The organism is Ciceribacter sp. RN22 (assembly GCF_024054295.1).
GTDB lineage: Bacteria > Pseudomonadota > Alphaproteobacteria > Rhizobiales > Rhizobiaceae > Allorhizobium > Allorhizobium lividum.
Genome location: NZ_JAMXLD010000031.1, coordinates 1 through 26,314, shown reverse-complemented (window position 1 = coordinate 26,314; position 26,314 = coordinate 1). Strand labels below are relative to the sequence as shown.

The window sequence follows — 26,314 nt, the reverse complement described above, 5'->3', positions numbered from 1 at the left end:
CGCTTTGCGCATCGTCATCGCGGTGTTGCAATCACCCAATGACAAACGAGGCCGGTGCATCATAACAAATGCACCGGCCTCGCAATGTATAAGACCGCTGGTTTTCGAGGGCTGCGGACAGCGCATCCAGACCGACATCGACGCCGAGAATGCCACGAAGCTTCTCCTTGGTTATGACCGGATAGGCAATGCTCATCATCAGCATGCCGCCGGCCTGGTCTTCGATATAGGGTTCGGTCGCAGCACCAGCACGCGTTTTGGCCGGAAGCGCGAAATAGCCTTCCTCACGATTGATGGCATCGGGAATGATCAGTTCGAAACCATTGGCGCCACGCGTCCAGTACGGCGTGAACTCGCCACTGGCATTGGTACCGGTCGCGGCACTCGGCTCGTACTTCTGGCCATCGAAGCTGTTTACCTCTTCCAGAAGCCAGGAGCCGAAGACCAGATCGAACTTTTCGATCAGCGCCGGCAGCATCGCGGTCACATCGGCACGGTCGACGTCGGTACGTTCGACGGCCGATGCCATCACCTTCACCGAACCCGCCAGGTTGTTCAGCTGGGAAGCGACCGCGGCAGCCGTTGCTCGGGCATCCGTCCGAGCTTGGTCGAGTGTCATGGAAACCGTGCGCTCGCGGACCTGATAGATAACGGCTGCGAAGGTCACGGCGAGACACAGCAGGATGGCCGTGGCGCTCACGCTGAGCAACTTGAATGCGAGTGTCCTGTTCATGATCGATCCTTGATCCTGGTCCTTGGCCGACCTCGAAGACATGCTTGAAGGTTGGCGTTCTGTTACTGTCGAGTGTGCCTGGGCCTCTATAAAAAAGTGCTAATTTTCAAATTTATCGATAAAACTTGTCTCGATAAGCGAGAGATCCCAGCCAGTTGCGGCGGGGACCATTGTCACCGAACCCCAGGGTCTGATGGTTTGGCTAGGGCGCCGAAGAGCGTGGAATGGAGACCTGCTAGGCGCCGTTGACGAGCAGCAAGCTACTGGAATAAAGTTAAATTTACCGTGAAGATGACAATAAATCGTGGGCCTTGCGCCGAAGATGGAGAGGTTTCCTTGAACGCCAAGATTGCCACACCGCATGCGAAGAAGACTTGGCCCTTCTATTGGATCAGCCGGGTCGATCAGCGTTATGTTCAGGTCCTCGAAAAACGGCTGAAGCCCATGGGCCTCGATGCGCCGCGCTGGCGGGTCCTCATGTCTTTGCATGAGGACACCTATCTGTCGGTGTCTGAAATTGCGGAGTTCTCTGCCATGCGGCTCAACACGACGACAAAAGTCGTGCAGCGCCTGATAGCCGACGGGCTGGTGACAACACGCGTGCGCCCGACCGATGCGCGCGCGACGGAAGTCACCCTCACGCTGGAAGGCGAGCGCATGGGGGCCCTTGCGCTTGTCGAAGCGCGTGACATCTTCGAACTCGCCTTCCGCTCCGTCAGCAATCAGGAGATGGACGTGCTGAACGGTATCCTTGAAAAGGTGTTCAGCCAGTTGAAACGCATGTGATCCGGCATCCCTCAACGAACAGCCGCGGCTTCCAGATGGTGGAAATGGCGGCCAAACCAGATCAGCCCCTGGGGTTGGTCCGAGTGCAGGCGCACGGCATCGACCTCACAGGTGAGCACCGAATGGGAGCCGACCGAGCGGACATCGACGATCCGGCAGTCGAAGGCGACTTCAGCGTCGTCGAGAACGGGAGCACCGGTTCCAAGTTCGATCCAGTTGGCGCCCTCGAAACGATCACCGGCATCCTTGCTCGCGAAGCGCCTCGAGAGTTCCTGGTGGCGACCACCGAGAACGTTGACGGCCAGAACTCCATTCTCGACGAAGAGATCGTGGCAGCGAATACCCCGATTGACGCAAACGATCAGCGTCGGCGGACTATCGGTCACGGACACGACAGCGGAAGCCGTCATGCCATGGCGTCCTGCAGGACCGTCCGATGTGAGAAGGGTCACGGCGGCGCCGAGACGGCTCATGCCCTCGCGGAAGGTCAAGGCAGCTTCAGTCGGCTGTGGTATCGTCATTCTTTCCTCCTCGGCGCGTCAGCGCATCAAACATCCAGAACCAGTTTCGAACTGCAGGACCGCGAACAGCAGGCGCAGATCATCGTGGCCTCCTCCCGTTCGTCATCGGTCAGGAACTTGTCGCGATGGTCGGGCGTCCCCTCCAATACGTCGGTCACGCAGGTGCCGCAGACCCCCTCCTCGCACTTGACCTCGACCTTGACACCCGCCCGGGCCAGCGCCTTGGCAATGGTCTCATTGGGGCCAACCGTCACCGTGATGCCGGAGCGGCGGGCTTCCACCTCGAAGCTCTGGCCCGATGTATCGACGTCGGCGCTGAAGTACTCGCGGTGAATGTTTGCAGATGCATGTCCGGCCGCCTCAGCACCGGAAATCACCCAGTCCATGAACCCTTGCGGCCCGCAGACATACAGATGCGTGTCGGCCGCCGGAACGGGCAAATCACGGGTCAGATCCAGCTTTTGCTCGACGGCCTGATCGTCAAAGTGGAAGACGACCTTATCCTTCCAGGGCGCATGCGCGATGATCTGGCAGAACGCGGTGACGGCATGAGACCGTGTACAATAATGCAGCACGAAATCCCGGCCGAGCGCATGCAGTCGACGCGCCATAGCAAGCATCGGCGTTATCCCAATCCCCCCACCAAACAGCACGGTCTTTTGGGCGGTTTCGGCGAGCGGAAAATGGTTCCGCGGACCCGCAACCTCGAAGATCATGCCGGGCAGAGCCAGTTTGTGAACGGCAGCAGAGCCGCCGCGTGTCTTCGGGTCGAGCAACACGCCGATCTCGTAGAAGCCCGTTTCCGCCGGATCCGAACACAGGGAGTACTGGCGCCACAGGTCGACTTTGCCGTCATTGAGCCGCAGGTCTAAATGCGCACCCGCTTCGAAACTCGGCAGAGGCGCACCGTCCGGACGCGCAAGCCGCAGGCGCAGGATATTGCCGGGCTCTTCCAGGCGTTCGGCGATTTTCAGGGTCAAGCCTTTCGAAGTCATGTCTCACCTCACCGCATGTAAATGCCGCCATTGACGTCCCAGCAGGCGCCATTGACGAAGTCAGCCGTCGGGCCGGCCAGAAGAGCAACGAGTTCGGCCACGAAGACGGGATCGCCGAGTCTGCCGACGGGGATGTTGGCGAGCGCCCCCGCCATCTTCTCCGGCGTGATCACCGAGCGGACCATGGGTGTATCCATGGGCCCCGGGGCAATCGCATTGCAGGTGACGCCGAACGGCGCCAGATCGCGGGCGAAAACCTTGGTCAGCGTCAGGATGGCGCCCTTCGAGGCGGCGTAGTGCGCACCGGTTGCCGTGCCGCCACTCTGCCCTGCAAGCGAGGCCAGATTGATAATCCGACCAAAGCCGCGATCCTTGAAATGGCGACCGAAGATCTGACTGCCGGCGAAAGTGCCGCCGGCATTGGTGGCGAGCACCGCATTGAAGTCCGCCGGATCGATGTCGAGCAGCGGCTTCACCGCCGTGCGGGCGGCATTGTTGACCAGCACCTCGACGGATCCCCAGCGCTCGACAGAGCGATCGAGGACAGACTGGAAGTCCTCGTGCTTCGACACGTCAAGCGTCGCGGTCAAGGCCGTTTCGCCCGCGAGATCGAGTTCGGAGGCGAGGCTTGCCCCCGCCTCCGCGTCCACATCGGTGATCACAACGCGGAAACCCGCGCGATGCAACGCCCGGGCGATCTCGGCACCGAGGCCGCGTGCAGCACCCGTGACGACCGCCGTCTGGATCTTTTCTGGAAGAGGTGCCGCCATCAGAACAAATAGCTGAACGAGTTCAGCATCCCATCCGAGTTGAGAAGGCGCACCACCTTGTTGCGGATCTTGAAGCCTTCGCCAGATGCGACCAGAACATGGCGAACATTGGCGGCCCAGATACGCTGGCGGCCGAACTTGTCTTCGACCACCTGCTCGGCGCTCGAAACCGTCACGGTATCGCCCTCGACCGCATCGATGACGAAACGCGACACGGTACGGACGGTGCGTGCCGGCGGCGCCGACGAAATCGAGAAGCCTTGCTGGAAGCGCTGGATGCGGTCGCGCCGCATCCGGTCGTTGTCGTGGCAAAGGTTCAACTGGTTGTCGAAATCCTCGCCCTCTCCGATCGGCAGCGTGTAGAAGCCCTCCGGAATCCAGAGCGCGAGCCAGGCGTCGTAGTCCTTGCCATCCAGCAGGGCCGCCTCGGCCCAGAGAAAGGCGCTGACCTTTTGCAAAAGCGCCAAATCCGTGGTTTTGACCATCATGTTCATACCGACATCATCCTCTTCCACATGTGATAGGCGGCACGCATGCCGGTCTCGGCACTGATATGGCCGCGCGGACCGAGGTCGCCGGGTTGCTCGTCGACGAGGCCGCGGTTGACGAGGATGGGCAGGTCCTCGCCACCCTTCGTACCGCGCTGGACCCGCTCCCAGACTTCCGCATCGTCAGGCGATCCGAAGCCCATGGGACCCTGGAAGTGCTCATGCAGACGAAGCCTGACACGATTGGCCGCCGCAGGACCGCCATCCATGCCAAGTGCGATATGGCGGATGTCGGTACGCTCGACGTTGACGGGGGTCAGCACGCGGAAAAAGGCGAGCGAGAGAGAGACGTTGGGGAAGAGATTGAGATTGAAGCCGGCACCACCGACGGCACGCACGATCTTCAGCACCTGGTCCTCCGGATACCCGTATTCGCGCAGTTCATGCACGAGCGGCATGAACCTTTCCTCGATCGGATCATCGAGGTGCTCGTCAAGATCGATGCGCTCGGGGATCATCACCATCACGGAATGGCCATTGCCGAGATCTTCGACATAGCCCTTGCCCGTATCGAGGAACTTGAAGGCTTCTTCCGCGTCGCCGTCCAGCGACTGCATGAAGCTCTTGTGCACGACCGGGAAGTGATACGCATCGGTCGTGTTTTCGAGCTGGATCTTCCAGTTCATCGGCACCGTGAACTGGTGTTCGCCGAGCACTTTGACCGGAAAACCACCGCCCTGCTTCATGAACAGGTCGATGTAGCGACACACGCCCGGACCGAGGAAGTCGACCAGCGGCTCGATCTCGTCATTGAAGGTGGCAAAGATCATGCCGGCATAGCTTTCGGTGCGCAGCGTCTTCAGCCCATGCGCGCCCTTGTCGAAATCTTCGCCATACTGTTCTGGATAAGGCAGACCGCGAAGCGACCCGTCCAGGCCGTAGCCCCAGCCGTGATAGGGGCACTGGAAGGACGAAGTCTTGCCCTTCTTGACCTCGCAGACGGTCGCCGCACGGTGCCGGCATCGATTGACGAGGACATTCACCTCGCCCTTGCGGTCACGCACCACGATGACGGGCTCAAGCCCGACATTCGAGAGCTTGAACGAACCCTTGTCGGCAAGTTCGCTGTCATGCGCGACCCAGACCCAGGTGCGCTTGAAGATGCGCTCCATCTCCTCCTTGAAGAGGTCGGTGTCCTCATACATCGCGGTCGCGACCTTCGCTTCGGTTGAATAAAGCGCGTCGAGATCGCTGAATTTTTCTGCTGCATCCAACATGACAGCTCCTATCCGTTCTCAGAGTTCGGGGATGGTGAGCGCGCGACCCATACGGGCTTCGACGCGCATGTATTTCCAGAGCCGATGATCCTGGTCATCGACCACGATCGTGCGCAGCAGGTTGCAGGCTGCGATCACCGACTGGCGGTCGGGAAAGTCGCAGAGCATGTACCAGGTCCAGGGAAAGGCGGGCGATGTGCCGACCTGGGTCTGGTCGTCATCGAGCGTGCCGAGCACAGTCACGCCGTCGAGTTTGGCAACGCCGGACATGAAGGCCTGCGTCGCCTTCCAGACGCCACCGATCTGGCCGAAGGGCAGATCGAAGAAGGCTGGCTGCACGGCCAGACACAGAAGGGTTCTAATGGGTGTCGGTTCAGACATCGGATGTTCCTTTGGAAGTCTCAGGTTCACGGATAGCCGGGCGGCGTCTGCTGTTCGAAGAGCGCGGCACCGGCCGCCTGCCAGCTGCCGGCATTGATGAAGGCATGCTGGGCAACACAGGCCGCATCGACCATGGCGCGGCCGAGCGGATGACCTGACGTCATGGCGTCCGAACCACCAAGCACGAAGGCGAGGCGAGCGGCCTCAGCCCCATCCTGAGCGGCCTTAGAGGCCGCGTGGCGCAGACGGATGTGGGTTTGCCGGTCGATCTCGCCCTGGGTTTCCATCTGCCGCCAGCCGGTTTCGATGGCGTCGTAGAAGGCGGATCGCGCACCGGCGAGCAGGCCCTCGGCACGGGCAAAATCGATCTGCACATAAGCGCGTGCTGCAGGGCTCGGCGCACCGGTGATCGAGGTTCGGGCAAGCGCATCGCTCCGGACCCAGTCGAGGGCCGAGCGCGCTGCACCGAGCGCCACCACGGCCAGAACCTGTGCGGCAAGGGCCATGGCCGGATACCGGAAGATGATGTCATCCATCTGTGGCTTGCCACCACGGATGAATGTCCAGTCCTCCGGCACGATCACGCGGTCCACCACAATGTCATGGCTTCCGGTCGCCCTGAGCCCGATCGTGTTCCAGGTTTCGTCGACCGTGACCTTGTCGCGCGGCATGATGGCCGTACGCGGCAGCGGGCTCGCCTCGCCTTCGATCTTGATCCCGGCGCCGACGATGGAAGCACCCATCACGCCAGAGCCCCACGGCCAGCGACCACTGACCTCGAAGCCGTCCCCGACGCGTCTGGCCGCCTGCGGCGGGAACATCGCCCCGGCAAACACCGTGTTCGGATCCGTGCCGTAGATCTTTGCATAGGTCTCCGGCGGCAGGGATGCGAGGTAGGTGGCAGAGACACCGAAGCTCGCGACCCAGCCGGCAGAGGCATCGGCCGAAGCGATCTCTTCGACCAGCCGACAGAAAGCCTGAGGTGTCAGTCCGTCACCGCCGAAACGCTGCGGCACGAAGGCACGATAGACGCCTACATCCTGGAACCTGCGCACGATATCAACCGGGATGTGGCGGAGTTCCTGGAACTCCTGCCGCCTGAGCTTGATCTCGGCCTTCAGGGCCTCCAGCGCGTTGGCTGGCGCTATGCTGCTATGGGAATTCATGCTTCTCCCCTCAGGTCTGAGAAAATCGAGTGGTGATCGCAAAGCCAGCGGGCGACGGCACAAAGCCGTGCGTCCGAACCCCTGCGGGCAATGAGCTGGATGCCGGACGGCAGACCGGTCGACGTGACCGCCGGCAAGACGATGGCCGGGTGACCGGACAGATTGAACGGGCGCAGATAGCGGGTCAGCGGCAGGACCTTCGCCGGATCGGATGCTTCCGACAGAAGTGGCGGCGCCTGCGGCAAAGCCGGCGTGACGATGACGTCGAACTCCGAAAGACAGTCGTCGACGGACTGCGTGAACGTGCCTCTGATTTCCTCGGCCGCCGCGAGAACCGCGTCGCTGATCGCACGCGCGCCTTCCAAACGAAGTCGGATGTCCATTCCAAACGGCGCCCCAGCCTCAAGAAGAGTCCGGTTCGCATCGAGCGTTTCACGGGCGATGATCGCCATACCGGCGCGAAAGGCATCATCCAGGTCCGGAAGATGGACCGCCCGCGTTACCATACCGGCCAGCGACAGGGCCAAATGGGCTTCGATCATCTCGGGATCATCGGTCTCATCCGTCGCGAGCCAGCCGAGACGTGGAGCGCTCGTCAGCGTTTCGGTCCGATAGTCAGGGGCGATCATCTCCATGGCGCGGTCGATCATGTCGATGGTTCGTGCCAGGGGGCCGATGCAGTCGAGAGAACTGGCAGTCGGCAGTGCCCCACGATGATCGACCCGACCAAATGTGGGCTTGAATCCGATCACGCCACAGCAGACAGCTGGCTGGCGCACGGAGCCGCCGGTATCTGTACCGATGGCGAAATCGACAGAGCCTGCGGCCACGGCAACAGCCGAACCCGACGACGACCCACCGGGAATACGATTGGGCCAGCGCGGATTGACCGGCGTGCCTTCGAAGGCGTTCACGCCGGTCATGCCATAGGCAATTTCATGCAGGCGCGTTTTGCCGACAATGCGACATCCCGCGTCGAGCAGCCGATCGACAACGGCGGAATTGGTCAGGGCCGGAACTGCATCTGCATAGGCGGCAGATCCGCAACGGGTGGTGTGGCCTGCCACATCTAGACAGTCCTTGATCGCGACAGTCAAACCGCCATCGGCGCCCAGTGCCAGCATGCTGGCAAAAGCCGTTTCGGCCGCACTCCCGTTCTGTCCATCCCGGTTGATCATTGTCACGTTCCCTTTTACGTGAAAATTACTGCAAATGATCGTCCTGTCAATCCGACATTCAATCGGTTTCGAATTTTTATTGTTTTAGATCAATTACTTGATACGAGCGCAAAGCTTCGCCCCCGGCATGACGCCGGCCCACTCTTACGATTTGGGTGCCTGGACAGCGCCTCCTCAGCGCGCCAGGACTTCTTGTTACCACGAAGAGAACGCGATCAGTGTTGCAGCGGCTGCAATACTGTTTTTTATGCGGAACTTCCGCAATGAAATCAGAGACTTAAAAGCCATCAGTCTTAAATTAATTATTACGTGAATATTACTGCTTGACGCAAGCATTGCCCCCGATACCATTCCAAGCGTGCGGGAGAGGGAACCAAAGGCTTCGCCATCCTGATCGCACGTGCCTTCCCACAGAAGGCTTATCGCTTGCGAAGGGGACATCAATGACTGCCGATACCGATCTCAAAGCCCTGCTGCGCCGCGTCGAGGTACTCGAGGCGGAAGCTGACATCCGCCGCATCCAGGCGCGCTACATGTTTCTCTGCGATACGCCCAATCCGGAATTCGGCGTGGCCGACGACATGGAGCGCATCGACCGGATCATGCAGCTCTACACCGAAGATGCCGTCTGGGAAGGTGTCGGCGAATACTACGACAACCAGTTCGGGCGCGCCGTGGGCGCAGCCGCGATCCGAAAGCACTTCGAAGGCTTCTGGGGCGGCAAGACTGACCCGGCGCTGATCCTCAACTGCCACTACCTGACGTCCGAACAGATCCACGTGCATGAAGGCGGGACGACTGCCGATGGCCAGTGGGTTCACATGCAGCCCTGGCTCTTCTCCGACGGCAAGGCGCTTCTGCGCTCCTCGCGGCTGAACAACACCTTCCGCAAGGAGCCGGACGGCACCTGGAAGATCACACGCACACGGACCGAAAACGTCTTCGTCGCACCGCTGTCGGCCACCTGGGCATCGGACTATCCGTCGAAGTCCGTGCTGATGAAACCGTAGGGCCTCGCCGACATTACACGCGGCCTCCTTCAATATGACAGACATGAAAAACGCTCCCGGCACAAACCGGGAGCGTTTTCATTCGATGGAGAACGGGCTGAGAGGCCAAAGCGGACGCTCCCGGTTTGCCGGAAGCGCCCGCATCGTTCATCTTAGCAATAGGCAACGCAGACCGACTTGGTCTCGAGATAGTTGTCGAGCGCGCCGCGTCCGTGTTCACGGCCAATCCCCGACTGCTTCATGCCGCCGAAGGGCATGTTCTGATCCGGGATGTTGTGGCTGTTGACCCAGACGGTGCCGGCTTCGATCTTCGGCACATAGCGCATCATCTTGTTGATATCCGTCGTCCAGATCGAGGCGCCAAGGCCATAGCGCGTGTCATTGGCCATCGCGATCGCCGCATCCGCATCGTCGAACGGCGTCATGGTGATGACAGGTCCGAACACCTCGTCCTGCATCAGGGCCATGTCCTGCCGCACATCGGTGAAGAGTTCCGGCGCGACGAAGAAGCCCTGAGACGGAGCCGTGGCGCTGATGACCGGCTTCGCGCCATCTTCAATGCCCCGCGCAATGCAGGCCTTCACATGTGCCTGGTGGCGGGCGGAAACGACGGGATTGATCTGGTTGCGCGGGTCGAGACCCGAACCGATGGTGAGACTGCGGGTGACATTGGCGATCACCTCGAGCGCCTTCTCGTAGATGCCCTTCTGGGCATAGATGCGCACGCCAGCACAGCAGGTCTGCCCGGTGTTGAAGAAGCTACCGATGCCGGCAGCGAGCCCAAGCAGGTCGAGATCCATGTCGTCGAACATGATCATCGGCGCCTTGCCGCCGAGCTCCAGCGTCACGCGCTTCATGTCCTTCATCGCCTGCACGCCGATCAGCTTGCCGGTTTCCGTCGAGCCGGTGAAGGTGATCTTGGCGACCTGCGGATGCGCAACGAGCGGCGCTCCGGTCTCCTCGCCGAAGCCGGTGACGACATTGACGACGCCCTCGGGAACGCCGGCTTCCACGCAGATTTCGGCCAGACGGATGGAGGTGAGCGGCGTTTCCTCCGCCGGCTTCAAAACCACCGTGCAACCGGCTGCAAGCGCCGGCGCAATCTTCCACACAGCCATATTGAGCGGGAAGTTCCAGGGCGTGATCGCGGCAACGACCCCGACGGCTTCCTTGCGGGTATAGGCCTGGTAACGCATGCCGGGCGGGATCGGGATGGAGACATCCAGCGTCGATCCCTCGATCTTGGTTGCCCAGCCCGCCATATAGCGGAAATACTCGGCAGAGGACTGAACCTCGATCAGACGCGAGAGCATGATCGACTTGCCCTGGTTCAGCGTCTCGAGCTGGGCAAGCTCCTCACCATGGGCTTCGATCAGGTCCGCAATCTTCAAGAGAATGCCTTGGCGCTGAGCCGGCAGCATCTGCGACCAGGGGCCCTCGAACGCACGGCGCGCCGCCTTCACAGCCAGATCGACATCCTCGGCCCCGCAGGCTGGCACCTCGGCCAGCACCGAGCCATCGGCCGGGTTGAAGACGGAATAGGTCCTGCCTGACAGCGCCGCATGCGGCTTGCCGTCGATCAGACACTTCGGTGCGGACAGAAAGGCGGTGACTTGCGCAGAGATGCTGGTCACGGCACTGTCAGGTTGGGCGATTTTCATGATGTTTCCCTCCGGTTTGGTGTTTTTCGTTCAACAGCCGCGTTCCCGGCGCAGCTGTCCGTCCAGGCTCAGGCTTGCTTCGCTACGGCAGGAGCGAGGACAAAATCGAAATGCGCCCGCCAGCGCTCGCTAGGGCTCTCAACAGGTTGGAAATCGACGATCAGCGTCTCCTTCACACCAAAGACCGCGTCAGAGGTCAGATAGGCGTCGCCGGCGACGAAGATGTGGGTAATGAGGCGCTTGCAACCCGGTGCTGAGACCATGAAATGCATGTGCGCAGGACGCCAGGGATGGCGGCCGAGCGCGGCCAGCATCTTGCCCACCGGCCCGTCATCGGGGATCGGATAGGCGACCGGCTTGATGCCCCGAAACGCATAGCGGCCTTCCTTGTCGGTCCGGAAGATGCCGCGATTGTTGAAGGGCGGCTGTACGTCCGGCTGCTGCACGTCGTAGAAGCCGTCCTCATTATCCGACCAGACATCAACGAGTGCGTTTTCAATCGGCCGCCCATCCACGTCGAGCACCCGGCCTTCGAAGAGGCAGGTCTCGCCCTTGCCATCCAGGCTGATATTGGCGCCCATCTCGCGCTCTGGCGCTCCCTCGACGTGGAAGGGGCCGAAAACCGTGGTCTCCGTGACCTGGCCTGGAGCGCGGTGATTGATGGCATCGACCAGCATGGATACGCCGAGCACATCCGACAGCAAGATGAATTCCTGACGCGCTTCCGAGCAGGTCTGCCCGGTTCGGGTGAGAAAATCGATCGCCGCCTCCCATTCTGCCTCAGTGAGTTCGACGTCCTTCACGAAGGCATGCAGGTGAGTGACGAGCGAAGACATGATGCGCGAAAGCCGCGGTGGGACCGACGGCCCCATGCGTTCGTTGACGACCTCTGCGGATGCCTCTTCAGTGAAATAGCGCATTTGTCCTCCTCCTCAGTCGATGACGGGCCGCTCGCCGGAATGGGCGCGGGTGATCAGCGCGGTGATCGCCTCCTTTTCCAGCGGCCGCGGATTCCAGTAGGGATTGGCAAAGGCACTCTCCACGGCCTTGCCGATGCCGTCCTCGGGCATGCCGATCTGGGAAAGCGCAGCAGGCGCCCCGATGGCTCGAGCGAGATCGAAGAGGGCGCCGCTTGGATCGGTGCCGAGAACGTCGGTGAGCTTCTTCATGACGTCGGGGATCGCCGGCGCATTGTAAGCAAGCGCATGCGGCAGCATGATCGTATGGGTTTCGGCATGCGGCAGGTCGAAGCTGCCTCCGAGCGTGTGGCAGAGCTTGTGGTGCAGCGCCATGCCGACCGACCCCAGGCAGATGCCACAGAGCCACGCACCGTAGAGCGCATCGGCACGGGCATCACGATCGCCGGGTGCCTTGGCAATGATCGGAAGCGCGCGTGCCAGCGACCGGATCGCCTCGATGGCGAGCGCCGAAATGATCGGGTTTGTCTCGCGGGCGTAGAGTGCTTCGATGGCATGCGCCATGCCGTTCATGCCGCTCGTCCCGGACATGCCGACCGGTAGTCCGAGCGTCTGCTCGACATCATACATGACGACTTCCGGAAGCACCTTGAGCGTGGTTTGCGTCCGCTTCACACCATTCTCGGTCTGGCCGATGATCGGCGTCATTTCGGAACCGGCATAGGTGGTCGGCAAGACGACCTGGGGAAGATCGGTGCGCAGGGCGATTGCCTTGGAGAGCCCGATGGTCGAACCGCCGCCGACGGCAACGAGGACGTCCGCCGAAAGCGCGTCTGCCTGTTTCGTGGCAAGCTCGCTGACATCGACAGGCGTGTGCATGACGGCACCGGCGAAGACGCCAGCTCCCGCCGGTCCGAGCAGCGCCAGCAGGCTTTCGGCTTCCGCCTTCTGGGCGGGGGTTGCAAGCACCAGTGCCCGCTGTTTGCCGAGACGTGCAAGCTCCTCCGGCAGGCGCGCTGTCGTGCCGAAACCGAAGATGACGCGGGCGGGGTGGCCGGTGTAGATGAACTCTCGCTCGGCCATCATGCCGCATCCCTTGAGGGGAGGCAGTAATCCACCTGATACCGAGCGACCCTCACCCCTTGCAGTTGGTCTCGAACGGCAAGGTGCAACGGATGCGTCGCGTAGGCCTGAAGGCTGGCCTCATTGTCGAAATCGGTCACGAGAACCATGTCACACGCATAATCGATGCGGCTGTGGTCGATCCCGATCTCGAGGCTTGTCAGACCGGGGATCCGGCCCCGCAGAGCCTCAAAGGCATTGCGGACGATCTCGATCGCCGTGGCGCGCTCTTCTGCTGTATCACCGGCCACATTCCACATGACGATATGGCGAACAGGGCTGGACTTGTGACCGGCATAGGACATCAGGAAACTCCGGAGATTGGTGGCGCGAAAATGCTTGGAGCACGCATGCGAGACTGGAGCATCCTGCACGCCAAATGAAACGTGATAAATCACGTAAATCGGAAAACATTCTTGCAGATCACGCAACACCGAGAAGTCGCGTTCACCCCACTTGATAAAATGCATATTTGGGTGAATATTACCGTTATAAAAAACGGGAACTTCAAAAATTGGGTAGACAGGATGGATCGCTTCGTCGAACTGGAAGTCTTTACGCGCATCGCCGATGAGGCAAACCTCACGCGCGCCGCGCAAGAAATGGGTCTGTCGGTCTCCGGCGTCAGCCGTCATCTGACAAATCTGGAAAACCGCCTCGGCGTGCGACTCGTCCAGCGGACAACGCGGGCTCTGTCGCTGACATCGGAAGGACAGCGTTTCGTCCGCAGCGCGCGCGATATTCTCTCCACCCTGCAGGAAGCCGAAGAAAGTGTCAGTCACGTTTCGGCAGAGCCGACCGGCGTGCTGCGTCTTGGCGCGTCGCTGTCCTTTGCGATGCTGCACCTGGTCCCGGTGATCAGCGCCTTCAAGGCACGCTACCCGCAAGTGCGCATCGACCTCCAGGCCTCCAACCGCTACTGCGACATCATCGAAAACGGGCGTGATCTCGCAATCCGCACGCGACGAGCCGAGGTGGACAGCAGCGTCACGATCCGCAAACTGGCCGAAATGCCACGCATGATCGTTGCTTCCCCCAACTATCTTGCGCGCCAGGGGGGGCCGCAAGCGCCCGAAGACCTGGAACGCCACGATCTGCTTCTCTACACCTTGTCGGAAAATTGGGATCAATTGACCTTTACACGCGGCAATGAAGAGCGCCGCTTCTCGGCCCTGGCCGCGATGGCAAGCAATGACGGCCAACTGCTGCGCCAGGCAGCCCTGTCCGGCATGGGCCTGCTGGTGCAACCGGCCTATGTGCTCCATGAGGATATCGAGGCCGGACGCCTGGTACCGGTCCTGACCGACTGGACCTTGCCCAGCCTGACGATGAACATCGTCTTTCCGTCGCGAACCCATCTCCCGGCCCGCACGCGGCTTTTCATCGATGCCCTGGTCCGACATTTTCGCGAACACGATCTCGAACGGACCTGGCAGCAGGTGGCATCCCGCCCCCTGCAGTAAAAGAAAGCCTATACGCCGATTGAACGGCAAGAACGGCTTGCAGCATAAAGAGGAGGATTTCCCATGCCTGAAATGAAGACCGCGACGGCGGCCTATCTCGACCACGTCGCCTTCACCGTCCGCGACATCACTCCGCATCTGACCTTCTTCCGCGATGTGCTCGGGATGACCGTGACAAAACGGGACGGGACGGACGAAAAGCCAAGTCAGGTCTGGCTGCTCGGCGGTCTTCAGATTGTCGAGGATGGTGGGTTCACCGGCCCGGAAGGTCGTTTCGCGCATCTGGGCCTCATCTGTGCCGACGTTCCGGCAGCCATCAAGGGCGCTCTGGCTCATGGCGGCAAGTCGTTGGACAAGGGCGCCCATTGGGTCGAAATGCCCGACGGCTTGCTGCTCGAATTCCTGCCCGACACGCGCAACGCGGTCGAGACCGTCCGCAGCCTGGATCCCCGCCGGGCGAGATAAACGGAAATGGCGGGCACGAGAGGCCCGCCATTCTGCCTGCTTCTGACGATCGATCGGCAGCCTCGATAGAACTCAGGAAAACCGTTCGAGACGATAGGGTGTCGGATCGAGCAGCGGCGTAGAGGACGCCGTGACCAGGTCTGCGGCAAGCTGGCCGGCAGCAGGTCCCGTTCCGAAGCCGTGGCCCGAAAAACCGGTCGCAAGCGTAAGTCCCGGAATACCGGCAACCGGACCGATCACCGGCAGGGAATCCGGCGTGATATCCATCATGCCCGCCCAGACCTCCTCAATCACAGCATCGGCAAAGAGCGGCCAGGCGGCCGTCAGGTTGCGCATGGCCTCAGCATTAATGTCGGGATTTGCCGGCGGATCCATTACGCGCACGCGCTCGAATGGAGAACGGGATTTCGCACCCCAGCGACGCGGCAGGGAGATGTCTTTCATGAAATCGGACCCGAGGCTGATGCGCAGCAACTGCCGCTGACCCCGCAACATGTGCAGGTAACGCAGGCCGATCAGCAGGTGGTCCAGCATAAGCGGTGCGCCGAGCGCACCGCGTTGGGTGATGGTGTAGCCACCATCAAGGCGTTTGCGGAAGGAAAAGTCCGGGCCGCCCACGGCGATCTCCGTCGGCCCCTCCATGGGGGCTGTGCGGATGACCGAGCAGACCAGTGGCAAAGTCGGAAGGGAAACGCCGAGATTGGCCAGGAACTTGCGAGACCAGAGAGCGCCGGCGAGCAGAACCTGGTCGCAGCGGATTTCGCCCCGTTCGGTGACCACGCCCGTGACACGGCCTGCCGAACGGACAAGCGTGCGCACGGCGCAGTTCTCGATGATCACGGCGCCTTTCGCGATCGCGGCCCGCGCAATTGCACTTGGGGCAAGCGTCGGCTCGGCACGACCATCGGACGCGGTGTAGATGCCACCGGCCCAGGTCCCTTTTCCACCCGGCACCCGGTCGTCGATCTCCCGGGCGCTCAGCATCTGGGAATCGAGCTTCAGCCCTTCGACCGTCTTCATCCACTGGCGGTGCATCTCCATCTCGCCTTCAGTCCGGGCGAGATACATGATGCCTGCCTGCCGGTATCCGACATCCATTCCGACCCGTTCGGGCATCTGCGCCCAGAGACGGTCTGCTGCCTGTGCCATCGGCACATCCGGCGCCGAGCGGCCCATCTTGCGGATCCAGCCGAGATTGCGCGAGGACTGCTCCCCCGCTACCCGCCCTTTTTCCAAAAGCACAACCGGCACGCCACGCTCAGCAAGAACGAGTGCGGCCGTCAGCCCGACGATCCCGCCGCCGATGACGACAACAGTCGTTTGCGCAGGGAAGTCGGAAGCTGTCTGAACGGGGAGGATGGTGGGTGCCATGGCTGCAAACCTGAAGTTTCGGGAAATGACGGAGGGCTGGATCACAAACCAACCGGAAGCTGGATCAGAGCGAGATGACGCGTTCTTCGGTCTCGGCTTTTCCGGCGCCGCGATAGGCCGTGACCTCGATCTCGACTTTGTAGACGGTCGAGCCGAGCGGTGGGCAGGTGACGGTGCTGGCGGGATTGATGCCGCGGAACTTGTCCCCGACAACCGTCATCACGGCCATGGTGTCCGTCGGATCCTGGATGAACACCCGCGAAGCCACGACGTCGGCCAGGCCGGAATCGACGGCTGCCAGCGCAGCTTCGATGTTGGAAAAGACCTGGAGCGTCTGCTCGGTGATATCCTCCGGAATTTCCTTGTTGACCGGATTGCGGCCGGCCGTATTGGAGACGAAAATCCAGTTGTCGATCGCGACGATACGCGAATAGCTGCCGTGATCCTCAAACTTGGATCCGGTCTTGATCTTGACGACCTTGGTCATGGTGCACTCGTTGCTGAATTGAAAAGAAAGGCCGGGCGGGCAAGGCAATCGCTGACCGCCCGGCAAGTTGGCGCCGGGGATATCAGCGCAAGACGGGAACGTCCCAGAGGTTGAGCTTGACGCCGATTCCGCGGCTGATAGCGTTTCGGTAGACGATCGTGCCCCACGCGACATCCTCGACCGGCATGCCGCCGACGGACATGATGATGATCTCTTCATCGTTCTGACGACCCGGCGCATCGCCGGCGACGATCTTGCCGATGTCTTCGAGGTCGGCGCGGTCCATGCGGCCCTCGGCGATCATGTCCATGAACTTCACACCGACGATCGGCACATGCACATGGGCCGGCTTCGGCAACTCATGGAACCAGGCGTCGTAAAGGCCGGTATTGTCGAGCACCTTGCGAACGTCGCGGGCTTCCATCGCTTCGTCGATATTGCAGAGCGCCGGCATCGCGAGGAACGCGCCGGGCTTCACCCATTCGCGCTTGACCATCGGATAGGTGGAGGGATCGCCGACGGCACCCGAATTGCAATAGCTGACGAGGTCACTGTCTCGAACCACGGCCTCGATGGTGTCAACGACAGTGACGGAAGTGATCTGGGGATAGGTTTCGGCGACCCAGGAAAGGAAGCTCTTCAGGCTCTTTTCACCGCGACCCTTCACCTTCAGCGTATCGATGTTGGGGCAAGCGGCCATGAAGGCTGCGAGCGTGGTCTTCGCCATGACGCCCGGTCCGAGAATACCGACAACACGGCTATCCTTGCGGGCCAGATGGCGTGCACCGACGCCCGGGATGGCACCGGTGCGATAGGCCGAAAGCAGGTTCGCAGACATGAAAGCGAGCGGGGCACCGGTGTCTGCATCATTGAGGCAGAACATCAGGATCGAGCGGGGCAGGCCCTTGTCCCGGTTTTCAATGTTGGAACCGTACCACTTCATGCCCGCCGTACGGAAACGGCCACCGAGATAGGCAGGCATCGCCATGAAACGACGGTCCGCTGTCGGCTTCGGCATGTCCGGAAACGGCGAATTTTCCGGGAAGGAAATGGCCGCACCATGGCTGTCGCTGTTTGGACCAGCCATCCGGTAGTCACCGTGGTAGAGCAGGCCGAACATTTCTTCCATGGCATCGACGCAGGCCGGCATATCGGTCACGCCGGCTTTGATCATGTCTTCTTCCGACAGATAGATGAAATCGATCTTCGTGCTTTGGATGGCGGTCATGTCGTTCATGGCTGATGCTTTCATTTGGCCGCAGCACATCGCATCCGGTCTTGAGGACAGGAGGGAGGCCGCTTTGGAAAAGACGGGACGGTTGAACGCCGTCCCGCAGTGATGGGAGTGGAATTAGGCCTCGAACACCTTGCCGAGGGCCGCGTAGCGGACGGGATCGGCACCCTTGATCCGCATGGCGAAGATCATGCCGCCGAGGCCGACAAGCGCCACGATCAGCGGGAAGCTGTCGACCACGATGTTCGACGCGCCGGCCAGCAGCTCGAGATTGGAGATGACCAGTCCGAGCGCACCGACGAGACCGACAAAGGAGACGGCAGGGGCGATCAGGGTCTGCCAGAGACCATGCCCGTGGCTGTTCTTGCGGAAGTAAAGGATGACGGCGATGCACACCACCGCCTGCACGGTAAGGATGCCGATGACCGTCAGCGCCGACATGTAGGAGAAGACGACGGCGAACGGGTCCTGTCCGGCCAGTGCGAAGGCGATGATCACGAGTGCTGCCGAGGCAGACTGCAACATGCCGGCGACATAGGGCGAGCCATGAACCGCATGAACCTTGCCCAGCACACGGGCCGCGAGACCTTCGCGTCCAAGCGCGAAGAAGTAGCGATTGAGCGTGTTGTGGAAGGAGAGCACGCAGGCAAACAGGCTGGTGATCAGAAGCAGGTTCATGGTGGTGGCCGACCATGCACCGAGCACATCGGTCGCGGCACCGAAATAGAAGGCGTCAAGCGACGCGGCAGCCGTTTCCTGCACCTTGGATGGGCCGTAATGGAGCCCGATCGTCCAGGTAGAGAAGGCATAGAAGACAGCGATCAGCAGAACAGAGACGTAGGTTGCCCGGGGGATCGTCTTCTCCGGACGGTCAACCTCTTCGGCAAAGATTGCCGTTGCCTCGAAACCGATGAAGGATCCGACGACGAAGACCAAGGTTACGCCAAGGCCTGCACTGAAGACGGTGGAGGGCTCGAACGAGGTCAGGTTGATGCCCTCAGGTCCGCCACCGGCGACCAGAATGGCGACATTGAGCAAGAGCAGGATGACTATTTCCGCCACCATACAAACGCCCAGGATCGCACCTGAGAAGGCGATGTTGCGCTGACCGGCCAGATGCACCAGCACCAGGAAGCCGAGCGACCAGGCATACCAGGGCAGGTCGACCCCGAACTCGGCCATCATGTTGTGGGTGAAGAGGCCGAGCAGACCATAGACCGCGATCTGAACGGAGCTATAGGTCAAGAGCGCGATGAAGGCACCGCCCACGCCGGCGGGCTTGCCGATCCCTTGCGTGATGTAGGTATAGAATGCCCCTGCCCCGCCAACGTGCCGGCTCATCGTGGTGAAACCGACCGAAAAGATCAGGTAGAGCAAGCCGGCAAGCACAAAGGCCCCGGGAACCCCGGCACCATTGCCGAAAGCGAATGCTGGCGGCGTCGCGCCGACGACTGCAGTCAGCGGCGCAGCGGCCGCAACAACGAAGAAGATGATATGGGCAATGCCCACGGAATTCCGGGCCAGCCGTCCTGTGGACGCCGGCGCACTCTTGGCGACAGTCATGTGAACCCCTCACGGTTTCTTTGTTTATTGTTAAGAAAGATGAGAGAGAGCCTGCGACTTGGACATTGCCATATGTGACATTTATTTGATAATTTATGCCAAACAATGGGGAAATCGGCCATGTCCACGAGCGCAGTGCAGACCGGCGTTCGACAATCCGTCACCTATATCCGCGTCGCGGCACTGACCCCGTTCATCGAACATCTCCAGAATGCCGGCGTTTCGCCCGCCACCTTGCTCGATCGACATGCCATCCCCTCGAGCCAACTCGGCGATCCCTATGCATTGATCCCTCTTCACCACTTCGTCGCCTTTCTGGAAGATGCAGCAGCGGCGACAGGTGATGATGCCTTCGGTGCGAAGCTCGGCGCCCACCTCAAGCCGGCCGATATCGGCCCCATGGGCATCCTGTTCTCCGTCTCTCCGACCATTCACATCGCCCTCCAACGGATTGCCCGCCTCGCCAATTCGCTGCAAGGCGCGACCAATTCCGGGGTCGTGGAAGAAGACGGAACGCTCACCTGGAGCTATGCCTTGACCGATCGCACCATCTGGCCACGCAGGCAGGATGCGGAATATTCCATGGCAGCAACCTGCGAGCTTGTGCGATCCTGCTTTCGCGCCAACCTCAACCCGCTCGAAGTGCATTTCGAGCACGAGCGTCCGGCAAAGATCGAGCCGTTGAAGCGCATATTCCGGGCACCGATCCTGTTTTCTCAGTCCAGCAATCGGCTGATATATGATGTCGAGGAGACCGACCGCGTCTATCGTAGCGAAGACAAATTCCTCATTGCCACGCTGGAACGCCACCTCGCCGACCTGATCAGCGAGATGAAGCCAGACGACGGGGTCTCGGAGAAGGTAACCTTCCTCATTCAGCTCTATCTCGGTCGGCGCCCTGTCACGACGACATTTCTCGCCCAGGAACTAGGCATGAGCCTGCGCACGCTGCAACGACGCCTCGACGACGAGGGAACTTCGGTGCGTGCCCTGATACGCAAGCACCGGTCGGAACTCGCCGCCGGCCTTCTGGAGCGTCCAGATACCCGTGCAGCCAACGTCGCACTGGCACTCGGCTATGCCGACGGCGCCGCCTTCTCGCGCGCGTTCAAGGATTGGACCGGGCAATCACCTCGTGCAGCAAGACCGCAACGATCGCGAAAGCGGCAACTGTTAGAAGACTGATAGTTTTGTAAAAGGGTCGCCACCGGCAGGCAAACTGGGTTCTAGACAGACACGGGAGAGGCAGCTAGGAGCCGAGCCCTGAAACTGCGGCCTCGCAGGGACCTGAGACGCAAAGGAATAGAACTCGTGGCGACCAGGCGTATATGGCAGGCGGCAGGCTTCGGCCCGGCCACTCTCTTCCTCGCATCGCAACTTTTTGTTGCTTCTGCAGCGGCGCTCGGACTCGCCAAGCTCTTTGGTCTTGCCAATCCCTTCTGGGCCGCCATGCCCGTCTGGGTGGTCCACCAGGCATTTAGGGAGGATCTTCTGGGACGTGCTGCGTTGCGGATTGTCGGAACGCTTTTCGGCGCGGCATTGTCACTGGGCCTGATTTTCATTGACCCTCCTCAGATAGTGATGATTCTCTGCCTGTCCGGGTCGATCGGCGCCTGTGCGGCACTTGCCTTCCGCATCGGCACCACGCGAAGCTACGGCGCCTTCATGGCCGCGATCACGATGCTTGTTGTCGTGCTGCCATTCCTATCCAGCTTGCCACACGACGCGGTTGCAACTCCGGTCGCACTGGCCGTTGATCGCATCTTCTGCACGATCCTCGGTGTTGTTTGCGTCGCGGCCGTCACCGTGTTCTTTACACCCGCGCGCGGCACTCGTCTCGGGCGCCAGCCGCATGGCCGAACCCGAGCGGCCGGTCTCAAGCGCTTTCTGATCTGTGGCGGAGCGACCTTGGCAGCAGGCACCACAACTGCAAGCTTCTTGAGTTTCCCCGTCCTTGCCTTCGGGATGACCCTGGTTGTCTACACGCTGATCATGTCGAGTGCACCGGACCCGAGACCGATACACCGCAGCCTTCTGCCGGGTGTTTCAATCGGCGTCATCAGCGGCATCCTGTACCACACGGCAAGCTACATGCTGCTCGCCGAAACGCCCTTGCTACTCGTCGTGGTAACGGCCCTTTTCCTGGTTGCAGGGGCAATGCTTCGGGCACACCCGGCGACGCAGGGCTTGGGCCTCGACGCCAACATGTGCTTCCTTTTGGTGGCAGAGGTTGGCGCCTGGCGCCATGGGATTTCTGATGTCACCCTCGGAGGACTGGCCATGCTGGCAGCAGCAGCCGTGGCCCGCTTGTTGATTGGCGGCGGGATTCTTCGCGACTTCGAAACGGAACGGATATGACACCACCATGAACCTAAGGAAGATGGCAGGCAGGCTCCCTAAGAGTGACCGTCACTCCAAAGATCCGACGAAGAAGCATTGTCCATTTGCATTTCAAGAGCGAGCCTCGCAACCAATTTGACATGGGGAGAATTGTCGCTGACACGCTTACTGAGGACCACGGGGGAAGTAACCCGTGCACCGGCGAGGAGGCGATAATGGACATCGGAACGCAACTTGCGAGCTGACGAGGGCACGACGCAGACGCCAGCCTCTGCCGCCACCAACCCAAGAGCTGTCTGAATTTCAGTTACCTCCTGAATCTCAGCGGGGCGGACATCTTTCTCTGACAGCACATTCAGGACCTGATCTGCAAAGCTAGGGCGCGGTGCTCGCGGATAAAGAATTAGTTTTTCTCCGGACAGGGCTTCAGGCAGAATTGGATCACTCGTAAAAGCGAGCCGCGTATCGCGAGCAATGGCCACTGCAAGCTGTTCTTCCCGAAGAACAGTCGTGGCGATCTGCGGATCGGTGTGTCGCAAGCGTCCGAAGCCGATGTCGATCCGGCCCTCCTTCAAAGCAGCGACCTGGTGCACGGACATCATTTCCAACAGCTGGATATCAAGATCGGGTGCCTGATGCCTCAGCTTCCGCACTAGTGCCGGTAGCCCGCCATAAAGAGTGGAGGCGACGAAACCAATCGACAGTACTCTGTTCTGGTTTAGCCCGACACGACGGGTCGCCTCCTTCATCTGCTCCACACGCCCGAGGATCTGCAAGGCCTGTTCGTTAAAGACACGGCCGGCTTCTGTCAGGCGAACCGGTCTGCTGGAACGGGTAACTAGTTCCACGCCGAGCTCATCCTCAAGCAACTGGATTTGCCTGCTCAAGGGCGGCTGCGCGATATTCAGGATCGCCGCCGCCCGCGTAAAATTGCGCTCCTTGGCCACCGCTACAAAATACCTGAGCTGTCGAAGATCCATTACCGTCCCTGCTCGCGCCGCGAATGATCCCAGCAGAATGAACCATTCGAGTCATCTATTCTAGCAGGTCCATCGAACATTATACCCGCAAGGTATAGCACGAAACCCAATCGGTCTTGGACTGAGAAGACGCGTTTTTCCATCATCCTTCAATGAACGCGACGCTCCACCCACCGCAAATGGCGCTTGCCGCCACCCCGACCATCGAACGCATCGAAACGATGCTTGTCGACCTACCGACGATCCGACCGCACAAGCTTTCGGTCGCGACGATGACCGGCCAGACTTTGATGCTGGTGCGGATCTACTCCAGCGACGGCATCGTCGGTATCGGCGAAGGCACGACGATCGGCGGCCTCGCCTATGGTGGCGAAAGCCCTGAGAGTATGAAGCTTTCCATCGATCGCTATTTCGCACCCGTCATGCTCGGCCAGGACGCCACGCGTATCCAGTCCCTGATGGCACGCGTGGGCAAGATGGTGAAGGACAACCGCTTCGCCAAGAGTGCTGTCGAAACGGCCCTCCTCGACGCACAGGGCAAACGCGTCGGCCTTCCCATCAGCGAACTTCTTGGCGGTCGTCGCCGGGATCGTTTGGCCGTTGCCTGGACGCTTGCCTCAGGGGACACCGCCCGCGACATCGACGAGGCCGAGCAGATGCTTTCGCTCCGCCGCCATTCGACCTTCAAGCTGAAAATCGGTCTGCTCTCCGTGCGCGAGGACGTCGCTCATGTTGCCGCCATCAAGCGCGCACTCGGCGATCGAGGCGCCGTCCGCGTCGATATCAACATGGCCTGGACGGAAACCGAGGCCAATCTCGGCATTGCGGCTCTTGCCGATGCCGGCTGCGAGCTCGTGGAGCAGCCTGTCAAGTCGACGGCAGCACTGGGCCGCCTCGTCCGCCGCTTCCCGATCGCGGTTATGGCAGACGAATCCCTGACAGGACCGGAAAGCGCATTCGAGATTGCACGCACCAGCGGCGCGGATGTCTTCGCCGTGAAAGTGGAGCAAAGCGGCGGGCCATTCAACGCCCAGCGCGTGGCCGCCATTGCGGATGCGGCCGGTATCGAACTCTACGGCGGCACCATGCTCGAGGGCGCAATCGGGACTGTTGTTTCAGCCCACGTCTTCTCGACCTTTGCCGAGCTACAATGGGGAACCGAGTTGTTCGGCCCACTGCTTCTGACCGAGGAAATCCTGGAGAGACCACTCGACTTCAGCAATTTCTCGCTCACTGTCCCGACAGGTCCTGGTCTCGGCATCTCGCTTGACGAGGACAAGCTCAAGCACTTCACCCGCGAGGAATCGCGACGCGTGACCGGGGCGCAGGACTGAGGACAAGACGATGCTGTTTCACGTCAAGATGACCGTAAACCTACCGTATGACCTACCGGCCGATCAAGCAGCCGAAACCTTGGCACAGGAAAAGGCCTATTCGCAGGCCCTGCAGTCGCAAGGGAAGTGGCGGCATATCTGGCGGATCGCCGGCCACTACGCAAACATCAGCATTTTCGACGTAGCCGACAACGACGAGCTGCATGCGTTGCTCTCTGGTCTACCACTATTCAAATTCATGGACATCGAGGTGATGCCGCTCTTGCGCCATCCCTCGGCTGTTCGCGACGACGACCGCTGACGACAATTCTGGAGAGATCTGGCTCAATCATCCCATGTGAGGAGGACATGAAATGAGTGTAAAAATCTTCAACCGCCCCGATATCCAGGACTTTCTCAAGGTCCTGAGCGGCTTTGACCAAAAAGAAGGCAATCCGCGCGTCAAGCAGATCGTTCACCGGGTCGTTTCGGACCTCTTCAAGACGATCGATGACCTCGACGTGACGCCGGACGAATACTGGACGGCGATCGCCTGGGTCAACGAGATCGGTGCTACCGGACAGGCCGGCCTGATTTCGCCCGGCCTCGGCCTCGACCATTTCCTCGACGAGCGCCTTGATGCCATCGATGATGCGCTCGGCATCAAGAACGAGACGCCGCGGACAATCGAAGGCCCGCTGTATGTCGCCGGGGCGCCAGAATGCCAGGGCTTTGCGCGTCTCGATGACGGCACGGACACCGATGGCCATACGCTGATCATGCACGGCACCGTCTACGGCGCCGACGGCAAGCCGAGCGCCGGGGCGAAGGTCGAGGTCTGGCACTGCGACACGCGGGGCTTCTATTCGCATTTCGATCCAACAGGCAAGCAGGCGCCCTTCAACATGCGCCGTACCATCATCACGGACGAGCATGGTCGCTACAAGTTCCGCAGCATCGTGCCGCATGGCTATGGCGTGCCTCCAGGCAGCCCGACCGAGAAGCTCCTGTCTGCACTCGGTCGCCACGGCCAGCGTCCGGCTCATATCCATTTCTTCATCAGCGCCGACGGTCATCGCAAGCTGACCACCCAGATCAACATCGCCGGGGATCCGCTGATCAACGACGACTTTGCCTATGCCACACGTGAGGGCTTGGTGCCTGATGTCATCGAGCGCACCGACGAGGCCAGCATCAAGGCGAACGACTTGGGTGGCCCCTTCGCCGAGATCGTCTTCGACATCAAGCTGACCGCACTCGTCGACGGCGTCGACAATCAAGTGAATGCCCTGCGCCCCCGCGCTGTCGCCTGATCAATATGGATTGACAGCCGCTCCGCTGGCGCGGCTGTCAACAATATCTCTTTCTCGATCATCTGCACTGGCTGCAAAGCACATGCCTTACCTGGTCCTGCCAAGCCACCACCTGTACTTTCAGGTAGAAACTGCGGCCACCGATCGTCCCTGGTTAGTTTTCTGCAATTCGCTGGGAACGGATCTTTCAATGTGGGACCCGCAGGTAGAAAATCTCGCCCGGTATTTCAGGATCCTGCGCTACGATCGTCGTGGCCATGGCTTATCAACTGCGCCCAACACACCTTTCACGCTCGATGACCTTGGCAATGATCTCCTGCGATTGCTGGATGCATTAGGGATCGAGCGGACACATTTCTGCGGTCTGTCGATAGGCGGACTGGTTGGCCAGTGGTTGGGGATCAATGCAGCCACGCGGATCAACAAGATCGTAGTCGCAGCAACTGCACCCAAGATTGGCATCGCTGAAGCTTGGCGCGAACGCGTCGATCTCGTCCGTTCACAAGGTTTGAAAGCTCTCGTTCCAGGCACTCGCGAGCGCTGGTTTTCGCCTGAGTTTGCAGCCATTGCACCTATCACCGTCAGTCATTTCCTCACAGTGTTCGAGGCAACCTCGCTTAATGCCTACGTCGGATGTTGCATCGTGCTGGCCGATGCAGATCTGCGCGATCAGATTGCTCAGATTGGCCTGCTGCCGGTTTCATGGACACCGAGTTAAGGTGTTTCCAATGAAACTGGAGCGAAGGAATGCAACGAAGGAAGTTCAGCCGCGAATATAAG

The 26,314-nt window shown here is 60.7% G+C and carries 28 protein-coding genes; 10 read left to right on the top strand and 18 right to left on the bottom strand.

The window, feature by feature from the left end; all coding sequences use genetic code 11:
- Positions 1-31 precede the first annotated feature (31 nt).
- Entirely contained in the window at positions 32-700 is a 669-nt protein-coding gene (locus NHF53_RS23700) for a cache domain-containing protein (protein WP_252836407.1), read from the bottom strand.
- A 369-nt stretch (positions 701-1,069) separates the two neighbouring features.
- Here NHF53_RS23700 and NHF53_RS23695 point away from each other — a divergent pair, with 369 nt between their 5' ends.
- Positions 1,070-1,519, top strand: coding sequence for a MarR family winged helix-turn-helix transcriptional regulator (locus NHF53_RS23695; RefSeq protein ID WP_252836406.1), 450 nt, complete (start codon positions 1,070-1,072; stop codon positions 1,517-1,519).
- An 11-nt stretch (positions 1,520-1,530) separates the two neighbouring features.
- Here NHF53_RS23695 and NHF53_RS23690 read toward each other — a convergent pair whose 3' ends face one another.
- The 8 genes from NHF53_RS23690 to NHF53_RS23655 are packed head-to-tail and all read right to left on the bottom strand — an operon-like array spanning position 1,531 to position 8,295.
- The gene (locus NHF53_RS23690) at positions 1,531-2,040 is read right to left on the bottom strand and encodes a flavin reductase family protein (RefSeq protein WP_252836405.1); all 510 of its coding nucleotides are present in this window, start codon (positions 2,038-2,040) and stop codon (positions 1,531-1,533) included.
- Between the two features lie 26 nt (positions 2,041-2,066).
- Positions 2,067-3,035, bottom strand: coding sequence for a PDR/VanB family oxidoreductase (locus NHF53_RS23685; protein ID WP_252836404.1), 969 nt, complete (start codon positions 3,033-3,035; stop codon positions 2,067-2,069).
- An 8-nt stretch (positions 3,036-3,043) separates the two neighbouring features.
- Positions 3,044-3,805, bottom strand: coding sequence for an SDR family NAD(P)-dependent oxidoreductase (locus NHF53_RS23680; RefSeq protein ID WP_252836403.1), 762 nt, complete (start codon positions 3,803-3,805; stop codon positions 3,044-3,046).
- Positions 3,805-4,299 (bottom strand): aromatic-ring-hydroxylating dioxygenase subunit beta, encoded by a 495-nt coding sequence (locus NHF53_RS23675; RefSeq protein WP_252836402.1) that lies wholly within the window; start codon positions 4,297-4,299, stop codon positions 3,805-3,807. Before NHF53_RS23675 ends, NHF53_RS23680 begins: the two co-directional genes overlap by 1 nt.
- Positions 4,296-5,570, bottom strand: a complete 1,275-nt coding sequence (locus tag NHF53_RS23670) for a Rieske 2Fe-2S domain-containing protein (protein ID WP_252836401.1) — start codon at positions 5,568-5,570, stop codon at positions 4,296-4,298. Before NHF53_RS23670 ends, NHF53_RS23675 begins: the two co-directional genes overlap by 4 nt.
- A gap of 18 nt (positions 5,571-5,588) precedes the next feature.
- The gene (locus NHF53_RS23665; RefSeq protein ID WP_252836400.1) at positions 5,589-5,951 is read right to left on the bottom strand and encodes a hypothetical protein; all 363 of its coding nucleotides are present in this window, start codon (positions 5,949-5,951) and stop codon (positions 5,589-5,591) included.
- A 26-nt stretch (positions 5,952-5,977) separates the two neighbouring features.
- Complete coding sequence (locus NHF53_RS23660) at positions 5,978-7,117, bottom strand: acyl-CoA dehydrogenase family protein (RefSeq protein ID WP_252836399.1); 1,140 nt, start codon at positions 7,115-7,117, stop codon at positions 5,978-5,980.
- Positions 7,114-8,295, bottom strand: coding sequence for an amidase (locus NHF53_RS23655; protein ID WP_252836398.1), 1,182 nt, complete (start codon positions 8,293-8,295; stop codon positions 7,114-7,116). Before NHF53_RS23655 ends, NHF53_RS23660 begins: the two co-directional genes overlap by 4 nt.
- 443 nt (positions 8,296-8,738) lie before the next feature.
- On the opposite strand from NHF53_RS23655, the gene NHF53_RS23650 reads away from it, so the two are divergent.
- Entirely contained in the window at positions 8,739-9,305 is a 567-nt protein-coding gene (locus NHF53_RS23650) for a nuclear transport factor 2 family protein (RefSeq protein ID WP_252836397.1), read from the top strand.
- Between the two features lie 152 nt (positions 9,306-9,457).
- On the opposite strand, the gene NHF53_RS23645 is transcribed toward NHF53_RS23650, so the two are convergent.
- From NHF53_RS23645 to NHF53_RS23630, 4 genes are all read right to left on the bottom strand, one after another.
- Positions 9,458-10,966 (bottom strand): aldehyde dehydrogenase, encoded by a 1,509-nt coding sequence (locus NHF53_RS23645; RefSeq protein ID WP_252836396.1) that lies wholly within the window; start codon positions 10,964-10,966, stop codon positions 9,458-9,460.
- Positions 10,967-11,034: 68 nt separating this feature from the next.
- Positions 11,035-11,886 (bottom strand): intradiol ring-cleavage dioxygenase, encoded by an 852-nt coding sequence (locus NHF53_RS23640; RefSeq protein WP_252836395.1) that lies wholly within the window; start codon positions 11,884-11,886, stop codon positions 11,035-11,037.
- A 12-nt stretch (positions 11,887-11,898) separates the two neighbouring features.
- A complete protein-coding gene (locus tag NHF53_RS23635) occupies positions 11,899-12,969 on the bottom strand; it encodes a maleylacetate reductase (RefSeq protein WP_252836394.1) in 1,071 nt (356 codons plus the stop codon).
- Positions 12,966-13,310, bottom strand: a complete 345-nt coding sequence (locus tag NHF53_RS23630) for a Dabb family protein (RefSeq protein WP_252836393.1) — start codon at positions 13,308-13,310, stop codon at positions 12,966-12,968. The genes NHF53_RS23635 and NHF53_RS23630 overlap by 4 nt, the downstream gene beginning before the upstream one ends.
- A gap of 111 nt (positions 13,311-13,421) precedes the next feature.
- On the opposite strand from NHF53_RS23630, the gene NHF53_RS23625 reads away from it, so the two are divergent.
- Together NHF53_RS23625 and NHF53_RS23620 are read left to right on the top strand one after the other, a co-directional pair.
- The gene (locus tag NHF53_RS23625) at positions 13,422-14,468 is read left to right on the top strand and encodes a LysR family transcriptional regulator (RefSeq protein ID WP_252836392.1); all 1,047 of its coding nucleotides are present in this window, start codon (positions 13,422-13,424) and stop codon (positions 14,466-14,468) included.
- 63 nt (positions 14,469-14,531) lie between these two features.
- The gene (locus NHF53_RS23620; RefSeq protein WP_252836391.1) at positions 14,532-14,933 is read left to right on the top strand and encodes a VOC family protein; all 402 of its coding nucleotides are present in this window, start codon (positions 14,532-14,534) and stop codon (positions 14,931-14,933) included.
- A 72-nt stretch (positions 14,934-15,005) separates the two neighbouring features.
- Here NHF53_RS23620 and NHF53_RS23615 read toward each other — a convergent pair whose 3' ends face one another.
- The 4 genes from NHF53_RS23615 to NHF53_RS23600 all read right to left on the bottom strand — a co-directional run bounded on the left by NHF53_RS23615 (position 15,006) and on the right by NHF53_RS23600 (position 19,588).
- A complete protein-coding gene (locus tag NHF53_RS23615) occupies positions 15,006-16,304 on the bottom strand; it encodes an FAD-binding oxidoreductase (RefSeq protein ID WP_252836390.1) in 1,299 nt (432 codons plus the stop codon).
- A 64-nt stretch (positions 16,305-16,368) separates the two neighbouring features.
- Positions 16,369-16,791, bottom strand: coding sequence for a Rid family hydrolase (locus NHF53_RS23610; RefSeq protein ID WP_252836389.1), 423 nt, complete (start codon positions 16,789-16,791; stop codon positions 16,369-16,371).
- An 82-nt stretch (positions 16,792-16,873) separates the two neighbouring features.
- Complete coding sequence (locus NHF53_RS23605; RefSeq protein ID WP_252836388.1) at positions 16,874-18,028, bottom strand: tyramine oxidase subunit B; 1,155 nt, start codon at positions 18,026-18,028, stop codon at positions 16,874-16,876.
- Positions 18,029-18,142: 114 nt separating this feature from the next.
- The gene (locus NHF53_RS23600) at positions 18,143-19,588 is read right to left on the bottom strand and encodes an APC family permease (protein WP_252836387.1); all 1,446 of its coding nucleotides are present in this window, start codon (positions 19,586-19,588) and stop codon (positions 18,143-18,145) included.
- 120 nt (positions 19,589-19,708) lie between these two features.
- Here NHF53_RS23600 and NHF53_RS23595 point away from each other — a divergent pair, with 120 nt between their 5' ends.
- The gene (locus NHF53_RS23595; RefSeq protein WP_252836386.1) at positions 19,709-20,773 is read left to right on the top strand and encodes an AraC family transcriptional regulator; all 1,065 of its coding nucleotides are present in this window, start codon (positions 19,709-19,711) and stop codon (positions 20,771-20,773) included.
- 126 nt (positions 20,774-20,899) lie between these two features.
- Positions 20,900-21,946 (top strand): FUSC family protein, encoded by a 1,047-nt coding sequence (locus NHF53_RS23590; protein ID WP_252836385.1) that lies wholly within the window; start codon positions 20,900-20,902, stop codon positions 21,944-21,946.
- 38 nt (positions 21,947-21,984) lie between these two features.
- Here the strand turns inward: NHF53_RS23590 and NHF53_RS23585 are convergent, their stop codons facing one another.
- Positions 21,985-22,908, bottom strand: coding sequence for a LysR family transcriptional regulator (locus NHF53_RS23585; protein WP_252836384.1), 924 nt, complete (start codon positions 22,906-22,908; stop codon positions 21,985-21,987).
- Positions 22,909-23,060: 152 nt separating this feature from the next.
- On the opposite strand from NHF53_RS23585, the gene NHF53_RS23580 reads away from it, so the two are divergent.
- From NHF53_RS23580 to NHF53_RS23565, 4 genes are all read left to right on the top strand, one after another.
- A complete protein-coding gene (locus tag NHF53_RS23580; RefSeq protein WP_308218711.1) occupies positions 23,061-24,242 on the top strand; it encodes a muconate/chloromuconate family cycloisomerase in 1,182 nt (393 codons plus the stop codon).
- A 10-nt stretch (positions 24,243-24,252) separates the two neighbouring features.
- A complete protein-coding gene (gene catC, locus NHF53_RS23575) occupies positions 24,253-24,543 on the top strand; it encodes a muconolactone Delta-isomerase (RefSeq protein ID WP_252836383.1) in 291 nt (96 codons plus the stop codon).
- Positions 24,544-24,595: 52 nt separating this feature from the next.
- A complete protein-coding gene (catA, locus tag NHF53_RS23570; RefSeq protein WP_252836382.1) occupies positions 24,596-25,534 on the top strand; it encodes a catechol 1,2-dioxygenase in 939 nt (312 codons plus the stop codon).
- A gap of 82 nt (positions 25,535-25,616) precedes the next feature.
- Positions 25,617-26,252 (top strand): alpha/beta fold hydrolase, encoded by a 636-nt coding sequence (locus NHF53_RS23565; RefSeq protein WP_252836381.1) that lies wholly within the window; start codon positions 25,617-25,619, stop codon positions 26,250-26,252.
- Positions 26,253-26,314 lie beyond the last annotated feature (62 nt).

Bases quoted from the DNA above. Each gene is read 5' to 3' on its own strand.
- NHF53_RS23690 (WP_252836405.1), bottom strand. From the start codon at position 2,040: ATGACGATACCACAGCCGACTGAAGCTGCCTTGACCTTCCGCGAGGGC.
- NHF53_RS23685 (WP_252836404.1), bottom strand. From the start codon at position 3,035: ATGACTTCGAAAGGCTTGACCCTGAAAATCGCCGAACGCCTGGAAGAG.
- NHF53_RS23680 (WP_252836403.1), bottom strand. From the start codon at position 3,805: ATGGCGGCACCTCTTCCAGAAAAGATCCAGACGGCGGTCGTCACGGGT.
- NHF53_RS23675 (WP_252836402.1), bottom strand. From the start codon at position 4,299: ATGAACATGATGGTCAAAACCACGGATTTGGCGCTTTTGCAAAAGGTC.
- NHF53_RS23670 (WP_252836401.1), bottom strand. From the start codon at position 5,570: ATGTTGGATGCAGCAGAAAAATTCAGCGATCTCGACGCGCTTTATTCA.
- NHF53_RS23665 (WP_252836400.1), bottom strand. From the start codon at position 5,951: ATGTCTGAACCGACACCCATTAGAACCCTTCTGTGTCTGGCCGTGCAG.
- NHF53_RS23660 (WP_252836399.1), bottom strand. From the start codon at position 7,117: ATGAATTCCCATAGCAGCATAGCGCCAGCCAACGCGCTGGAGGCCCTG.
- NHF53_RS23655 (WP_252836398.1), bottom strand. From the start codon at position 8,295: ATGATCAACCGGGATGGACAGAACGGGAGTGCGGCCGAAACGGCTTTT.
- NHF53_RS23650 (WP_252836397.1), top strand. From the start codon at position 8,739: ATGACTGCCGATACCGATCTCAAAGCCCTGCTGCGCCGCGTCGAGGTA.
- NHF53_RS23645 (WP_252836396.1), bottom strand. From the start codon at position 10,966: ATGAAAATCGCCCAACCTGACAGTGCCGTGACCAGCATCTCTGCGCAA.
- NHF53_RS23640 (WP_252836395.1), bottom strand. From the start codon at position 11,886: ATGCGCTATTTCACTGAAGAGGCATCCGCAGAGGTCGTCAACGAACGC.
- NHF53_RS23635 (WP_252836394.1), bottom strand. From the start codon at position 12,969: ATGATGGCCGAGCGAGAGTTCATCTACACCGGCCACCCCGCCCGCGTC.
- NHF53_RS23630 (WP_252836393.1), bottom strand. From the start codon at position 13,310: ATGTCCTATGCCGGTCACAAGTCCAGCCCTGTTCGCCATATCGTCATG.
- NHF53_RS23620 (WP_252836391.1), top strand. From the start codon at position 14,532: ATGCCTGAAATGAAGACCGCGACGGCGGCCTATCTCGACCACGTCGCC.
- NHF53_RS23615 (WP_252836390.1), bottom strand. From the start codon at position 16,304: ATGGCACCCACCATCCTCCCCGTTCAGACAGCTTCCGACTTCCCTGCG.
- NHF53_RS23610 (WP_252836389.1), bottom strand. From the start codon at position 16,791: ATGACCAAGGTCGTCAAGATCAAGACCGGATCCAAGTTTGAGGATCAC.
- NHF53_RS23605 (WP_252836388.1), bottom strand. From the start codon at position 18,028: ATGAACGACATGACCGCCATCCAAAGCACGAAGATCGATTTCATCTAT.
- NHF53_RS23600 (WP_252836387.1), bottom strand. From the start codon at position 19,588: ATGACTGTCGCCAAGAGTGCGCCGGCGTCCACAGGACGGCTGGCCCGG.
- NHF53_RS23595 (WP_252836386.1), top strand. From the start codon at position 19,709: ATGTCCACGAGCGCAGTGCAGACCGGCGTTCGACAATCCGTCACCTAT.
- NHF53_RS23585 (WP_252836384.1), bottom strand. From the start codon at position 22,908: ATGGATCTTCGACAGCTCAGGTATTTTGTAGCGGTGGCCAAGGAGCGC.
- NHF53_RS23580 (WP_308218711.1), top strand. From the start codon at position 23,061: ATGAACGCGACGCTCCACCCACCGCAAATGGCGCTTGCCGCCACCCCG.
- catC (WP_252836383.1), top strand. From the start codon at position 24,253: ATGCTGTTTCACGTCAAGATGACCGTAAACCTACCGTATGACCTACCG.
- catA (WP_252836382.1), top strand. From the start codon at position 24,596: ATGAGTGTAAAAATCTTCAACCGCCCCGATATCCAGGACTTTCTCAAG.
- NHF53_RS23565 (WP_252836381.1), top strand. From the start codon at position 25,617: ATGCCTTACCTGGTCCTGCCAAGCCACCACCTGTACTTTCAGGTAGAA.